Origin of the sequence: Flavobacterium sp. NRK1 (genome assembly GCF_024054175.1) — a bacterium.
Lineage (GTDB): Bacteria > Bacteroidota > Bacteroidia > Flavobacteriales > Flavobacteriaceae > Flavobacterium.
Map to the genome: position 1 here is coordinate 3,600,789 of NZ_JAMXLA010000001.1, position 16,361 is coordinate 3,617,149.

Consider the following 16,361-nt stretch of genomic DNA (forward strand, 5'->3'; position numbering starts at 1 on the left):
TCTAATTATTTATTGCATTAATTACTTCTTTATTAATTTTATTAACCTCGGAAAAATTCATTTTTTCCACTTTTCTGTCATAGGTCATAAAACCGTTTACTTCGCCTTCTACATCTGTTGTCTGCGTATATACGGCAGCAGAAAATCCTACTTTAGCAAGAGTTTTAAGCGTATCAGCATATTCTCTGTATTTATCGGTAGTCTCCTGTGTGTTTTTAAATTGTGTGTAACCCCAGTTTTTATCTGTTTGCCATAAATGCCCTTCTACAGGAAGTCCAATACCTCCATATTCTCCTAATACAGTCACTCTTCTTGCATCATATAACTTAAGTTCAGGCCCGGGATAATGGTGAATATCAAGTATATCTCCCGTTTGGAAATGGTTACCGCCACTTGCAGAGTTTACCAGCCTGCTTGGGTCATGATTTTTAGTCCATTCTGTTACTTCAACAGTTTTAAACTGTCCCCATGCTTCATTAAATGGCACCCATACCACAATACTTGGATAAGAATATAAATGATCCATTATTTCTCTCCATTCTTTTTTGTATGTAGCTTCAGATTCTGCCGATCTTTTAAGTTCGGTACCTTCAAAATATTTATGCATTTGCCAAATAGGTCCATCATCACCGCTTGGCATATCCTGCCACACTAAAATTCCTAATTTATCACAATGAGTATACCAACGCGCAGGCTCCACTTTCACGTGTTTACGTATCATATTAAAGCCTAACTCTTTTGTTTTAACAATATCAAACTTCAGTGCTTCGTCTGTTGGAGCAGTATATAATCCATCAGGCCACCATCCCTGGTCGAGAGGTCCAAACTGAAAACAATCTTTATTATTAAGCTGCATTCTCACTATACCACTATCATCTCTTTTATATGATATTTTTCGCATTGCAAAGTAGCTCTTTACCTCATCAACAACTTTTCCGTTGCTGATAACTCTGATTTTAGTATCATACAAAAAAGGCGAATCCGGCGACCATAACTTTACATTATTTAATACAATGTCAACAGACTGTCCCGTTGCCGATTTCCCTGAAGCTATGCTTTTTGAGCCATCAAATACAGTAATTTCTACTATGTCCCCTGTAGTTGTATTTTCAACTTCAGCAGCTATACTAATGCTGTTATGATCAACATCGGGCGTGGTCCTTATAGTAGCAATATACTTTTTATTTACCGGTTCAAGCCAAACCGTCTGCCAGATACCTGTAACAGGCGTGTACCATATACCTTCAGGATTTTTAACCTGTTTACCTCTTGGCTGTGTGCCATCACTCGTCGGATCCCATACTTTTACTATAAGTTTCTGAGATTTACCCGATAAAAATGGTGTAATATTAAAACTGAAAGGTGTAAAACCACCTGTATGAGTACCAATTTTTATATCATTAAGCCAGACTTCTGTTTTCCAGTCTACGGCTCCAAAATGTAGTAGTATATCTTTATTTTTCCAGCCACTTTCTACGGTAAAAGTAGTTTCATACCAAAGTTCATTTTCAGAACCTACCCTTTTCATTACTCCGGAAAGGCTTGATTCTACTGCAAAAGGTACTAGTATTTTACCATCATAATTTTGTGGTGCTGTTTGCCCTGTTGGCTGTATAGCATAATTCCATAACCCGTTAAGGTTTTTCCATTGGTCACGCTCCATAATAGGCCGCGGATATTCAGGTAATGTTTTGTTTGGATCTACCTGCTCTGCCCATTTTGTTTTTATTTTATCACCCTGCGGTTTCCACTGGGCAAAAGATGTTAATCCGGCGAATACTAAGAGTAAGGCTGTGAATTTGTTTTTCATTACTTTTTAGATGTTTTATTGGAAATTTTAGAAAGTGCTTTTTCAACCAGAGGCTCCATTATAGCATAACCTTTCTCATTAGGATGAACCCCATCGTCACCCAGTTCTTTTTTTAAGCCAAGATTATCATTTACCATTGGCGTATAATAATCTACATACTCAATATCATGGTCTTTAGCATATTTAAGCAACATACTATTAAGCTTTACCACTTTTGGTCCCGGTTCCATTTCTTGTTTCCAGGGAAAATCAGATGCAGGAAGCACACTGCATAATACTACCTTTATACCATTTACTTTTGCAAGCTCTGCCATAGAAAAAATATTCCCGGCAGTTTCTTCAAGTGTCATTGGGCCTGTATTTTGTGCAATATCATTTATACCGGCAAGAATTACTACTGTTTCCGGCTTAAGATCTATAACATCCTGCCTGAAACGTAATAGCATTTGTGGTGTTGTCTGCCCGCTAATACCACGATCAATATAAGGTTTACCCTCAAAAAAAGCGGGATGTGTTCTTAACCAGCCCTCAGTTATAGAGTTGCCCATAAAAACAACTCTCTTTTCATTATGTGCAGAACCAGAAAGCTCTGCATTTTCCTTTTCATATCGTTTTAAATTAGCCCAGTCCTGTCCATAAGTGCAGTGCATAGTAATACAAGTTAAGAATAGGCATAAGGCTAAAATTTTGTTTTTCATTATATTTTAATTTAATCCGATAAAGTGATTAACATTATAAAACCTGCAGGTAAAAAATTACCTGCAGGTAAAAATGATTAACTAACACTCTAACCTATTTAATCAAACATTTCTTCTTTATCCAGCTTAGCAGCAGCCTCTATAAGCATAACACCGCTTAACTGTGTTGTAAGGTCTGTAGTACCGCTTGGTAATTTTTTCCAGTCAGGGCCACAAAACATTGAAGGCCTCACAATACCCTTTTTATATAAAGTCTGTGCGTTAAATTTAAGGAAGTCAACAAAATTTGAATGATCTGTAGAATTAACAGCAGATACCTCTATAAGCTCTGTAAAATAACGTACCAGAATACCCTTAAATAATCCGCCGTCTCCCTGTCCTTCATCTTTTAAAATACCTTCAGATACAAGTTTAGGACTTGTTAAAACAGTTTTAGCCGATTTAACAGCATCGTTAAGATATCCCTGTTCTCCAGTAGCCTGATATAGTTTTACTCCTGCTCCAATCCAGGTACCCATATTATAAGTAAATATCCAGTCTTTGTTTGTAGTAACTACACCATCAACTTCGGCTATATTATCCCATACTAAACCGGAAACCGGATCTACAAGATTATTTTTTTCCCATGCATATATTTTCTGAGCCCACTCAAGATCATCCGGATCCTGATCAAGTTCATATAATCGCATGGCTAAAATTGCAGCAGGACCATTAGATACAGCATTCTTTTGTTTTGGAGTATTTTGTTTCCAGGTAATACCGCCGCCAAAAACATCATCACTCCAGCTTAATTTTATTCTTTCCCATAAAAAATCGGCAACATCTTTATATTCCTGATCGTTAGTAGCAACATAAGCACGCACACTTGCATTAGCAAGCCAAAGCATATCATCATTAAAAACATTGTCATAAGTATTGCCGTTTTTAACTTTAATACCTTGTATAAGCGCTTTCATCCTGGTAACATAGTTTTCGTCTCCGGTTCTTAAATAACCATCAACCAAAACATCAAGCATATGAGCATTAGGCCAGTAATTAAAGTTTGTACTACCGGCATTATCCTGTACAAACGTACCGTTAGAGCCTAAATAAGTGTTATACGTTGCCTGTTGCAATGAATCAGCAGTTTCAGCCCAGGTATAGTTAGATTCAGGTTCAACATTATTAGGGTCTCTTAAAGGAATAGCATCATCATCACACGAAACGGTTACCATACCCAAACCAATTACAGATGCTAAAATTATATTTTTACGTATCGAAAAAAATCTCTTCATTTTAAATTGTATTTAAAACATCCCTCAGCATTATATTTATAATTCTGAGGGATACTGTTTATTTATCTATATAACTGTAAAACTGTGAGTATAAGCCGGAGCTGTTGCACTAAAGTCTATTACAGCATTTACATCAGCATTATCATCTTCTGTTTTAAATTTAAAAGAGTTAGCCCAGTAATCATCAGTAACAGGTACCATATACCAGAATGATGCTGCTGTATTTTCATCCGGCCTGCTGTTATCAGCATTAATACTACCCCACCATTCTTCTACAGAACTTCCATCCTGTTTGATTACCGTAAACTTAAACTTGTAGCGTTCGTCTCTACCCCATGATTCCTGCTTGAATTCAATGTGCTGGTTATCTGCTTTCCAAATACCTTTTGCTGAATATGTATATTCAAAAAGGTATTCTCCAAATGGTGGAAACCATATTTCAATTTTCTGAATCTCTTCCATAGTGGTAGAACCGTCACTAAAATCTATTCTTATTCTATATACTTTATCTTCTCCTGAATAGGTAGTAGCACCATCAGCCTTGAGGTCTCCCCCATCTATATAATATGTTTCATGATTATCGCTTTTTCTCGTAATAAACTTATAATCACCAGCTTTCAGCTTAGTATATATTTCATATTTAGTAGCACCTGTTTTTTTGAAAGGAACTGCATCTGCTATAGCATCTCCACCTTCTGAACCGCTACCTGTAATAAATAACTGGTCAGGCATAGGAAAACCTGCAGGTGTTTTTACTTCAAAAATTCCCGAAACTGCAGATTTAACTACATTAATTCCTTTTGAAGAATACACTGTCCATTTTAATTTACCATTAGAATCTGATGGGATACCTGCCATTCCGGCAATTTTATTAAGATCTGTAAAAGAAATATTTAAAGTTCTCTGAAATCCGTTGCCATCAGATGGCATTATATATACAGGATTAGAAAAGTCACCATCTTCACGGTCAAACACTACGTCGTAAAGAACTACCCCGTTATCCTCAGCTTTAGCACCTTCCCATTCAAATAATGCAGAGCTTTGTGCTCCAAGATCAAAAAATGTATTATCTGCTGGAGCATAAAGTGCGTTTACAGCACTAACTTTTGTATGGCTTAAAGTGTCATCATCCTGACAGCCTATAAGTGATATTGTAAATACTATCAATAATAGTTTTGAATATATATTTTTCATATTTATAAGTTTTAATATTTGTTTTTATTTTAAGCTTACCAGCCCGGGTTTTGTGTCAAGTTTCCGTTAACCAAGCGCTCATCTCTTGGTATTGGCCATAAATAATGCTTTCCTGGATCAAAATTTCTCAGGTTTACTCTTAAATAACCATTGTCCTGAGATTCTATACCAAATTTTGCTCCATGTGCATATCCGTTAAGAACATCTTCGGCAATTCTCCATCTTCTTATATCAAATATTCTTAAGCCCTCCATAGCCAGTTCTGTGCGGCGTTCATTTCGTATCACTTCACGAAGTCCATCCTGAGTTAGTGAGCTGTCAAAACTTACTGCTGCTGCATCAGTAAAACCTGCACGCATCCTTAAAGCACCAATAGTTGTACCCCACGAACCGGCATCAAACTGTCCTAATTCATTTTTAGCCTCAGCATTCATTAATAACACATCCGCATAACGAATAAGCATTAAATTCAAACCAGACTGCAATGAAGATGTGTGTTGAGGATCAAAATATTTACGCGTATAATATCCTGTTGATGTTGTCGAAGAACCCTGCCTATATTCATCTGGTCCTTCAACATCAGGATCAGGATACGATCCGGGTTCGATATAAATTGTATGAGAACTTCCGTCCGGGTCTTTCCATTCATATAGGTGATATACTACAGTATTTGTAAGTCTTGGATCTCTGTTTATATAAGGGTTATTTTCATCATACCCGGAATCAGATTCATCAATTCTTTTACCATTAAGCATTAAATAACTATCAACCAATTCCTGCGTGGGTGCTAGCGCATTTAATCTTGCTCCCGCAGATATAGGTGCTATATCAAAAAATTCTCCCCACATCCTGTTTTGCGGCACATATTGCAAGCTTAAAATATCTTCGCTATTGTATTCATTTTCAGGAAGAAAAAGCCCTTCATAAGAAGGAAAAAGATCATATTGCCCATAAGTACCAGCCATGATTTCGTTTGTTACAGCAACAACTTCATCCCAACGCCCTTCATACAATAGTACGCGTGCTTTTAAAGCCATTGCAGCACCCAGTGTTATTTTACCTCTTTCTTCTTTAGAATATTGTGCTTTGGTAGGTAAATCAGTCTTCAATTCATCAAGTTCATTTAATACAAACTCAATAACCTCAGCATGAGAAGTACGGCTTACAGTTGAAGCCTCTTCTAATGAAGGATCTTTAGTTATTAAAGGTATAGCACCAAACCAGGTTGTTAGCTGAAAATGCTGAAAAGCTCTAAGAAAACGCGCTTCAGCTTTCATCCTTGTTATAACTGCGGGATCAGCTCCCTGAACACGGTCTATATTTTCAAGTAAAACGTTGCAGGTTTTTATTCCGGCATAACGTTCATTCCATTCTTTTTTAATTCTTTCAAGAGATGGATCGTAGATGCCTGCAGCTATTGATGCCGCACCTTCATTATCGCCCCTCCCGTTATAAGCATTATCTGACAATCCTTCATTATAAAAGAATCGCGCACTTGTTTGCATTTGAGAATATGCTGTATTTAAAACCAACTGAGCTCTTTCCAGGCTTGTCCAGTAGTTTGCATCTGTAAATTTATTTTCCGGTGTTATGTCAAGATCTTCACAACTCACCAATACCAGGAGTAAAACCGGAATAAATTTTAATTTTTTTAGTATATTTTTCATTTTTCGTTTTTATTAAAAGGTAACATCCAGTCCTAATCCATAATACACCTGCGTAGGATATGCCCTTCCGCTGTTAGCTCCCGAAGGCGTCATATTATTATTAAATTCAGATAATTCCGGATCAACAAATTTCACTTTAGATAAAGTAAGAAGGTTTTGACCTGATACATACATACGGAATGCTTTGATCCCGATATTTTTTAAAGCATCATCGGGTAATGAATAACCAATCTGAAGATTTTTCAACCTTGCATAAGCTCCATCATATAAATACATATCAGAACCTCTCCTAAAATTGTTTGTGTTAGACTGTGTACCGTTATTAGCTAAACGCGGATATCTTGCATCCGGGTTCTGCGGAGTCCAGTAATCAAGCTGATGTGTGTACATAGTCATACCATAATTATAATGGAAAGGTTCTACAAGCTCACCGCGAATCATCATTGTTCTCTTACCTACACCCTGCATAAAGATACTTAAATCAAATCCTTTATATTCAACATTATAGGTAAATCCAAAAGTATATCTAGGGAATGGATTTCCGAAAACAAACTTATCGTTATCATCAATTTTTCCATCTTTATTAAGGTCAACATAACGGTTGTCTCCAGGTTGTACATTTACACCTACAGGTACAGCAGCTCCCTGTATTTCATCCCAGCTCTGAAAATATCCATCTCTTTTTAAACCTACATAAGAATTATATGGCAAGCCTTCACGCAATAATACCTGCATTTCCTCTACACCTGTGAGTCGCTCCTGCCCGTTGTTAAAGTCAAGCACTTTGTTTTTAGAGTCTCCAAAAGTAACAGTTAAACTGTGGTTGAACAATTTACCTGAATGCCTGTATGTCGCACTAACTTCCCATCCTCTGTTACCTAATTTACCGGCATTATAATCGGGAAGATCCGTACCAAACACTCCCGGAACCTGTGGCGGAAGTAAAATGTCCCTGGTCACTTTGTCAAAATAATCAAATGAAAGGCCAAGAGCACCTTTAAAGAAATCGGCTTCAAGTCCTACATTAAATGTTGCAGCTTTTTCCCATTGAAGATCCGGATTTGCAAACTTGAACCCCCCTCCGCTGACAGCCTTATTATCGTAACCATAAGCATTTGCAAAAGAATTATAAGTAGTCTGATATTGAAAATCTCCAACATTCTGATTACCTAAAATACCGTAAGATGACTTCAACTTAAGATTACCAACATTACTGCTGTACCATTGCATAAAATCTTCTTGGGTAAGAGCATATCCTACAGTTACAGAAGGAAAGAACCCCCATCTGTTTCCATCCCTGAATTTTGATGAACCATCGTATCTGAAACTGAATTCAGCAAAATATTTATCCCTGAAATCATAAGTAGCACGTCCAAACACTGAGTTTAAACTATTTTTGGAAGGGCTGCTGTTTATGTCACGCCCACTTACATTAGAGTTATAAGATAACGGATCAATAATGGTTTCACTAGTACTAGTACCCAAATCGGTATCTGTGAACTTTTTGTAAATACCGGTACCTCTTCCCTGATGACTTTCGTTTGAAACACCAAGTAAAGCTCCTACAGTGTGATTTTGAGCAAATACTTTATTGAATTCGAGCATAAACTGTAAATTCAGGTCAAGGCTCTTATAGTTTTCGTCGTTAGTGTTTCTGTCTGCTCCATATACACCCTGTGGTGAAAATTGAACCTCTTTTGTTCTGGAATATAATGAATTAGACCATAGTCTTCCACCAAATACACCTTTAGCCTTTAAATAGTCCGTTAATTTTAACTCTGCATTTAATGTTCCGAAAACATCGTCATTATCGTATTTTCTAAAGCCGCCTTTTTCTAAAACTCCAAGAGAATTAAACTGCTGAAGCACGTCATTCGTTAAATAATTTCCATTTTCATCTTTCTGCCTGTAATATAATGGTACCCTGAAAGCATCTACCATTAAAGTTCCCGTACTTGAAGAATGGTCTGTCATTTTTTGCTTCGCATAGGCTAAGGTAGAAGTTAGTTTAAATTTACCATATTCATTAGTTAGGTTAATTCTGTAATTATAACGTTCCATACCTTTTGACGGACCAACAAACACACTCCTCTGATCAACATAACCCATTGATACTAAATAAGTAGAATTTTCAGTACCTCCGGAAATAGAAAAATTATGATTCTCCTGAAGAGCAGGTTTAACTATTTCTTCAGCAAACCATTCAGTATCTCCGTTTGCTTTTATTTGTGCAATCTGTTCCGGAGTAAATACGGCTGTAGTTTCGCCTGAATTGAAAGCTGCTTCATTTCTCAACATTGCATTTTCATATCCATGAACCGGTTTTGTAAAAAAGTGAGGATTGTTATATCCAACCAATGTATTGTACTGCACAGTCATCGGGCTGTTTTTTCTTCCCTTTTTGGTAGTAATAAGTATAACACCATTACTTGCCCTCGATCCGTAAATAGCCGCACTACCGGCATCTTTTAGTACAGAAACCGTATCAATATCGGATGGATTAAGTGAATTGATATCACCTCCGACAATACCATCAATTACAACCAACGGACTATTATTACCTAAGGTACCTATACCCCTTATATTAATATTTAAACCGGCTCCCGGCTCGCTATTAGTCTGTTGAATTGTTAAGCTTGGTGATTTCCCCTGAAGAGCCTGTGTAGTATTTACATTCGCCCTACCCTTAAAAGCTCCGCTGTTAACCTGGTCTATTGCACCAATAACTTTGGTTTTTTTCTGGGTACCGTACCCTACAACCACAACCTCTTCAAGTGTAGTTACATCATCCTGCATTACAACATTCATACTCGTTGTGTTATTAACAGGTCTTTCAACTGTTTTCATACCTATATATGAAAACACAAGTACAGATTGAGATGAAGCCACTTTAATTGAAAAATCACCATCAAGATCTGTTTGTACAGAATTAGACGTTCCTTTTTCAATTATCGAAACCCCGGGCAAGGTTGCTCCGGTATTGTCAGTAACCTTACCTGTTATGGTTACTGATTGGCCTGTAATAGTAGTAGCCTGATTTTGGGCCATGCTGCTATTTACGCAAAAAAACAGAGGAATAAGATATAATAAACTATGCCTGCTTAAACTCAGCCCGCATACTTTTATTACATCTCTCCATAGACGCAAATTTTTAAAAGTAGTTTTGTTTTTCATTAAGTTGGTTATTTTGGGATAATTAAATAAGTCATATTGACAAATGTACTAAATCGTTTTAGTAAAAAAAATGTTTTTTCTCCACTCATAAATTTAATGTTAATTTATCATTTTATAGTTAAAAAAGATATAGTAAAATGAGAATTAGATAGCTGTTATTTAATTTTTAATTAAAATAACATAATAGTTTTAATCAAAAATAGCTATTTCTTAAATCGTTAAACCAAAAAAATAAGTAAGAAAAAAACTATGTTTTATTTTTTTAACGACTAAAAAACGTCAAATTCATTCAAACGTTGTAGTAAGAACTTTAACTAATAAATGATTTGGCTTTTGAAGATTCTCTTATTTTCAATTCTGTTTTAAGAATAATTTTTTTAGGTGAATCTTTAACATCTTTTTTCTTTAAAAGGTCAAGCATTAACTCCATCAGTTCTGCACCGATTTCCCATAATGGTTGCGATACAGCTGTAATTGTAGGACTAAATATCCCAAAAAGATCATTGTCGTCAAAAGTAACTATACCAAAATCATTAATTAACAAAGGAGTGTCTTTCTTAAATATATCCAGCCCGATAAGAGTAAGATAGTTAGTTGCAAAAAAAACCGCATCAAGTTTGCTGGATGCTTTAACAAAATCCATTATATGCCTTTTACCTTCCTCAGTTCCTGTTTTATTATATGGTATAAATAAAACATTAGAAGTTAAATTATTATCTGCAATCGCCCTTTCGTAACCGGCTAAACGATCCTGCATCTGCGTTTGTTTAGTATCAGTAGTAATAAAAGCAATATTTCTATAATTATTATCTATCAGATGTTTAGTAGCACAGTAGGATGCATCTTCGTTATCTATAATAACTATGTTGCTGTCAAGTCCCGCAAAATACCTGTCTAATAATACTACAGGAATATTTTCATCAATAAGTTTTTCAATTGTATTTTCTATACCAGGCGACGGAACAATTATAAAACCGTCTACCTGTCTGAAATTAAAAAGATCAATTAATTCAATAGATTTCTCATCATTATTTTCATTACTGCAAAAAATCACTTTATAGCCTTTTTCATAGGCAATATCTTCAATGATGCGCGCAAGTTTAGCAAAAAAACTATTAGATATATCCTCGACCATAAAAACTAAAATTTTAGATTTTCCGGTACGAAGGCTTTGCGCTATCTGATTGGGCTTATAATTTATTTCAGAAATATAATCCAATACTTTCTGGGTAAGCTCTTTAGAAATATGTTTTTCTTTAGCCTTTCCATTTAATACAAAAGAAACCGTAGTAACAGAAATATTTAATGCTTCTGCTATATTTTTAATAGATACTCGCTTCTTTTTCATTAGAAATAAAGGTGCAATTAAGTGAGGTGATTATAAAAAACTATATAATTTATTGAGAAAAATATCGTTAATTGGAGTCCAAAGATAATAAAAGATATTTTATCGATTAGATTTTTGACAATTCCATATTAATTTGTTGATCAAAAACACAAAATAACGCTATTTTTTTTCAACTAACATTATCTCTTATAAAGGACTGTTTTAAAATTTAACTTAAAATTTCACACTCCGTAAATAGCTTTTAAAACAACTTTACACTAACTTTGAGTAAGACTAATCTTTCTAATAATCAAACACATAAATCTTCTTTATTGTTTTTCAAGAATATGTAAAGTTCATTTATAACATTTTGAGGCAAATCCATTTTGCGTTATTTTCTAAAAACTAACAACATTTTTATTATGAGTAATGACATTTATCAAATCAAAAAGTTATTAAACACTAAAAATGGCACTTTTACCTATTATAGCCTTCCCGAAATGCAAAAGCAGGGATATAATATTGAAAAGATGCCTTTTTCAATTAGAATTCTATTAGAAAATGTCCTGCGTAATTATGATGATTTTGCAATCACCAAAGAAAATATAGAAACACTTTTAAACTGGCAGCCAAAAGCGTCAGATAAAGATATTCCGTTTAAGCCGGCCCGTGTGCTCATGCAGGATTTTACAGGTGTGCCTGCTGTTGTAGATATAGCATCACTGAGATCTGAAATAGCCCGTAAAGGCAAAAATCCTGATGAAATAAATCCGCTTATACCTGTAGATCTGGTTATAGACCACTCTGTACAGGTTGACTATTTTGGTACAGAATATGCCTATAAGCGTAATATGGATGAAGAATATAAGCGTAATGAAGAACGCTATGAATTTCTAAAATGGGCACAGAATTCTTTTAGTAATTTTAGTGTTGTTCCGCCGGGTATGGGCATATGCCACCAGGTTAATCTTGAATATCTTTCCAAAGGAGTTATTGAGCGGAATGGTGAAGTATTCCCTGATACATTAGTAGGAACTGATAGCCACACACCAATGGTAAACGGCATTGGGGTTGTAGCATGGGGCGTTGGAGGAATTGAAGCAGAAGCCGCAATTCTAGGACAGCCTATTTATTTTATAATGCCGGAAGTTATAGGCCTTAAGCTAACGGGAAAAATACCCGTTGGATCTACCGCAACTGATATGGTACTTACCATTGCAGAAAAGCTCAGAAAGTATGGCGTAGTAGGCAAATTTGTGGAAGTATTCGGTTCCGGCCTTGATAATCTTTCCGTACCTGACAGAGCCACAATTGGCAATATGTCTCCTGAATTTGGCTGTACTGTTACTTACTTTCCTATAGACGATAAAACGTTAGAATATATGCGCCTCACAAACCGGTCTGAAGAACAGGTTAAACTTGTAGAGGATTATTGTAAATCTAACTTATTATGGCGAACAGGAGACGAGTCAATTAAATATACCGATGTTCTGGAACTTGACCTTTCTACTATAGAACCTACTGTTTCAGGGCCTAAAAGGCCGCAGGATAAAATACTGCTAAAAAATTTCCCTTCTACCTTCATAGATCTTCTGCATAAAAATTTTGGAAGAAAATATACTAAACCACAAGATCAGATGACGCGCTGGTTTGCAGAAGGCGGAAGCACTCAGCCAACATCGGCCGAACCTCCAATGCCACCGGAAACAAAAATTGAGGAAAAGGTAGAAGATGGGATGAAACGTGTTGCCGTTACTATAGGATCAGAGCAATTTATGCTTTCAGATGGTTCAATTGTAATTGCCGCAATTACTTCATGTACTAATACTTCTAACCCTTTTGTTATGATTGGTGCCGGACTGGTAGCCAGAAAAGCAAGAGAACGCGGACTGGATGTAAAACCCTGGGTAAAAACATCATTAGCTCCGGGTTCAAAAGTAGTAACCGATTATTTGGTTAAAGCTGATTTACTTGATGATCTGGAAGCTATGAAATTCCATTTAGTAGGTTATGGCTGTACATCCTGTATAGGCAATTCAGGGCCTCTCCCAGCTCATATATCCAAAGCTGTAGATGAGCATGAATTGGTAGTAGCATCGGTTCTGTCAGGAAACAGAAATTTTGAAGCCAGGATACATCCAAAAATTAAAATGAATTTTTTAATGTCGCCAATGCTGGTCGTTGCTTATGCACTTGCAGGGAGGGTGGATTTAGACCTTATAAATGATCCTATTAGCTATGACCCCAACCAACAACCTGTTTATTTGAAAGACATTTGGCCCACAGATGATGAAATCAATGAGATATTGCACTCGGTACTTTCCCCTTCACAATTTAAAGACAGTTACGGAACTATATTTGATGGTAACGAAATTTGGCAAAACCTTGAAATACCTGATGAAAAGATTTATGTTTGGGATGAAAAATCTACCTATATAAAAGAGGCTCCCTTCTTTAAAAATTTATCTGATAACCCTGAACCTTTAAAAGATATTGAAAATGCCAATGTACTATTAGCATTAGGAGACAGTATAACTACAGATCATATCTCTCCTGCAGGATCATTTAGCGAATCTTCATCTGCAGGTGAATATCTTATAAGCAGAGGTGTTAAAAAAGAGGATTTTAATTCCTATGGCTCACGTCGTGGCCAGGATGAAGTAATGATAAGAGGAACATTTGCAAATGTGCGCATAAAAAATAAGCTGGCAAATAAAGAAGGTGGTTATACTAAATATTTACCCACAGGTGATGAAATGACTATTTATGATGCATCCGTTAAATATAAAGAAGCCAAAACACCTTTAATAATTCTTGCCGGCAAAGAATATGGGAGTGGATCATCGAGAGACTGGGCAGCCAAAGGAACTTTCTTATTAGGGGTTAAAGCCGTACTTGCGGAGAGTTATGAGAGAATTCACCGTAGTAATCTTGTAGGTATGGGTGTACTTCCCCTGCAATATAAAGATGGCGATAATGCAGAGAAACTGGGTTTAACCGGAGAAGAAAAATTTAGTATTTATGGCATTGCAAATGATATTAAACCTTTAAAAGAAGTACAAATTACCACAGAGAAAAAAAATGGTGAAAAAATAAACTTTAATGCAATTGCAAGACTTGATTCTAAAATAGAAATTGAATATTACCGAAACGAAGGTATACTGCAATATGTGTTAAGACAATTTTTACAGCGATAACATTTTCTATAATATTTATCCCTGGTCTTCTAATGAGGGTGCCGGGGATAAATAATGTTTTTCACTTTCCATATTTTCAAACATTTCGTATCCTTCCTGCCACCATTGAGTCATTTCCTCGGCATCAAATATAAATGACCTCGTAGTTAATAATCTGTTTATATAATAAAAAGATACCATTACATTACGGTTAGTAGCTTGAAGTTTTGCAATAATAAGATCATCAAGTGCAATCTGATTCAGCATAAAGTCATAGGTACGTGCAAATATATCAAGCGCATTACGTAACGGAGGGTTATTATAAACTCCGTCTTTAAGTCTTAATACAATAACATCAATGGACGATGCACTTTTTTTAATTGCTTCCTGAATAGGTATTAAGTTTCCAAAACCGCCATCGGCATATTCGCTTCCTTCCTTTTCAAGCAGGCTCATTAATGGAACCATGTTTGCCGATGCCCATATCCAGTCGCAAAAGTCTTCATATCCATAATCATTAGATGATTTATATTCAATTTGCTGAGTGGTTAAATTTGCTACAGTTACTATTACTTCCTTATTTAGGCTTCTTATTAAATCAAAATCTTCCTTTTTAAAGCTTCTTTTTATTAAATGTCTAAGGTTAGTGCTATCACCTAATGTTTTCTGTCCTTTTACAAATTGTTTTAGAACTCCTAAATGGTTTATACTTGTCTTTACAACACCATTTTTCTTTTTTATCCTAAACGGACAAACAGTAAAAATGTCTTCCTGCTTTATTGTTGTATATATTTTTTTTATCCGTTCTATATCACCTATGGCAAGGAAAGGAACTAACAAACTGCCTGTAGAGGTGCCAACAAAAAGTTGATAATTTTTCTTAGATATTTTTATAAGGTATTCAGAAACGCCTCCCGCAAATGCTCCTTTGCTTCCGCCCCCTGATATCACTAATGCATCCATATATGTTCAATAATTTATATTCGATTTTGGCATTTAATAACTTAATGTAATTCTATAAATATAAATAATTCTATCCACAAGACTTTAAATTATATATGAAGTATTAAATATTATTCTATAATTCAATTAAATACAATACCACCATATTGGACATAACTATTAATATAAAAAAAAACAGGCAGCCAATTGGCTGCCCGGTTTTTTTTATGGATTCACTTCTTATCTTTTAAGTGAGAAATGCGCTTTAAACTCCCTTGTTACCGTTGTGGTGCCATCAAACTCAGGGTAGGTTACACTGAACCAGTAGTCATCGGCAGGAAGCGGTGTACCGTTGAAGGTACCGTCCCATCCGTCACTCTCAAGGTCAGGGCTGATCTGTTTGATAAGCTTGCCGTAGCGGTCAAAGATGTAAATTACAGATCCTGTGTTCTGAAGCCCGATGATATTCCACGTATCATGGAAGCCGTCACCGTTAGGGGTAAAGAAGTTAGGGTAGTCTACAACGCTTACACCTTCTATCGGAAGTACTCCACAGCTGAACTCGGTCTTCACATCATATACCCTTACCATGTGAGGGCCTGGGGATACATTGGTAAATACAGGGCTGGTCTGTGTAGGGCCTTCATCAAGCTGGTACACATACTCTCCGTTTCCTTCCACTGTGATGGTGATCACCTGGTTGTCGCTGAAGTAGTTGGTTACATAATAACCTGCTCCTACAGGGCTGGCCATTCCCGACTTGATCACTGTAAATACTGCCGAGAGGTCAGATACACATGCATTGGGAAGCGGGCCGGTTACCTCTACCGTATAGTCACCTTCCGATACGGCAAGGTAAGTACCTGAGGACGGATCGGCATCGGTAAGCTCCACTCCGTCTAAGAACCAGCGGTAGCTGTGTCCTGCAGGGGCTACACCGCTGTCAAGCAGCAGGCCGTCTGTGGTACCGTCTACATCAACACATACCGTATTGCTGCCGTTCTCCCCTGTGATTACAGGTTCTGCAAGGCGCTCTACATGCAGGGTGAAGGTAGTGATATCATGGCATTTGCTTAGTGTAGCGGTATTGGTCACCCTT

10 protein-coding genes are annotated in these 16,361 nt (G+C 36.3%); 1 reads left to right on the top strand and 9 read right to left on the bottom strand.

The genetic code is table 11. From position 1 onward, the window contains the following. Position 1: 1 nt before the first annotated feature. The 7 genes from NHE85_RS16555 to NHE85_RS16585 all read right to left on the bottom strand — a co-directional run bounded on the left by NHE85_RS16555 (position 2) and on the right by NHE85_RS16585 (position 11,165). On the bottom strand, positions 2-1,810 hold the full coding sequence (locus tag NHE85_RS16555) for a glycoside hydrolase family 2 protein (protein ID WP_252813251.1): 1,809 nt from the start codon (positions 1,808-1,810) through the stop codon (positions 2-4). Next, positions 1,810-2,460: an SGNH/GDSL hydrolase family protein gene (locus NHE85_RS16560; protein WP_252813252.1), complete on the bottom strand. Its 651-nt coding sequence runs from the start codon at positions 2,458-2,460 to the stop codon at positions 1,810-1,812. The genes NHE85_RS16555 and NHE85_RS16560 overlap by 1 nt, the downstream gene beginning before the upstream one ends. Before the next feature lie 146 nt (positions 2,461-2,606). Further along, a complete protein-coding gene (locus NHE85_RS16565; protein WP_252813253.1) occupies positions 2,607-3,782 on the bottom strand; it encodes a glycoside hydrolase family 76 protein in 1,176 nt (391 codons plus the stop codon). 66 nt (positions 3,783-3,848) lie between these two features. Beyond that, a complete protein-coding gene (locus NHE85_RS16570) occupies positions 3,849-4,976 on the bottom strand; it encodes a SusE domain-containing protein (RefSeq protein WP_252813254.1) in 1,128 nt (375 codons plus the stop codon). 35 nt (positions 4,977-5,011) lie between these two features. Further along, a complete protein-coding gene (locus NHE85_RS16575) occupies positions 5,012-6,643 on the bottom strand; it encodes a RagB/SusD family nutrient uptake outer membrane protein (RefSeq protein WP_252813255.1) in 1,632 nt (543 codons plus the stop codon). Between the two features lie 12 nt (positions 6,644-6,655). Then, positions 6,656-9,817 carry a TonB-dependent receptor gene (locus tag NHE85_RS16580; RefSeq protein ID WP_252813256.1) on the bottom strand — a complete coding sequence of 1,054 codons (3,162 nt, stop codon included), beginning with the start codon at positions 9,815-9,817 and terminating at the stop codon, positions 6,656-6,658. A 310-nt stretch (positions 9,818-10,127) separates the two neighbouring features. Continuing rightward, positions 10,128-11,165, bottom strand: a complete 1,038-nt coding sequence (locus tag NHE85_RS16585; RefSeq protein WP_252813257.1) for a LacI family DNA-binding transcriptional regulator — start codon at positions 11,163-11,165, stop codon at positions 10,128-10,130. A 401-nt stretch (positions 11,166-11,566) separates the two neighbouring features. Between NHE85_RS16585 and acnA the strand changes: the two genes are divergently transcribed. Continuing rightward, complete coding sequence (gene acnA, locus NHE85_RS16590) at positions 11,567-14,341, top strand: aconitate hydratase AcnA (protein ID WP_252813258.1); 2,775 nt, start codon at positions 11,567-11,569, stop codon at positions 14,339-14,341. 15 nt (positions 14,342-14,356) lie between these two features. On the opposite strand, the gene NHE85_RS16595 is transcribed toward acnA, so the two are convergent. Further along, entirely contained in the window at positions 14,357-15,283 is a 927-nt protein-coding gene (locus NHE85_RS16595; RefSeq protein ID WP_252813259.1) for a patatin-like phospholipase family protein, read from the bottom strand. Positions 15,284-15,502: 219 nt separating this feature from the next. Continuing rightward, positions 15,503-16,361, bottom strand: an 859-nt coding sequence (locus NHE85_RS16600) for a T9SS type B sorting domain-containing protein (protein ID WP_252813260.1), incomplete at its 5' end; no start/stop codon positions are given.

Bases quoted from the DNA above. Each gene is read 5' to 3' on its own strand.
- NHE85_RS16570 (WP_252813254.1), bottom strand. From the start codon at position 4,976: ATGAAAAATATATATTCAAAACTATTATTGATAGTATTTACAATATCA.
- NHE85_RS16555 (WP_252813251.1), bottom strand. From the start codon at position 1,810: ATGAAAAACAAATTCACAGCCTTACTCTTAGTATTCGCCGGATTAACA.
- NHE85_RS16585 (WP_252813257.1), bottom strand. From the start codon at position 11,165: ATGAAAAAGAAGCGAGTATCTATTAAAAATATAGCAGAAGCATTAAAT.
- NHE85_RS16565 (WP_252813253.1), bottom strand. From the start codon at position 3,782: ATGAAGAGATTTTTTTCGATACGTAAAAATATAATTTTAGCATCTGTA.
- acnA (WP_252813258.1), top strand. From the start codon at position 11,567: ATGAGTAATGACATTTATCAAATCAAAAAGTTATTAAACACTAAAAAT.
- NHE85_RS16560 (WP_252813252.1), bottom strand. From the start codon at position 2,460: ATGCACTGCACTTATGGACAGGACTGGGCTAATTTAAAACGATATGAA.
- NHE85_RS16575 (WP_252813255.1), bottom strand. From the start codon at position 6,643: ATGAAAAATATACTAAAAAAATTAAAATTTATTCCGGTTTTACTCCTG.
- NHE85_RS16595 (WP_252813259.1), bottom strand. From the start codon at position 15,283: ATGGATGCATTAGTGATATCAGGGGGCGGAAGCAAAGGAGCATTTGCG.
- NHE85_RS16580 (WP_252813256.1), bottom strand. From the start codon at position 9,817: ATGAAAAACAAAACTACTTTTAAAAATTTGCGTCTATGGAGAGATGTA.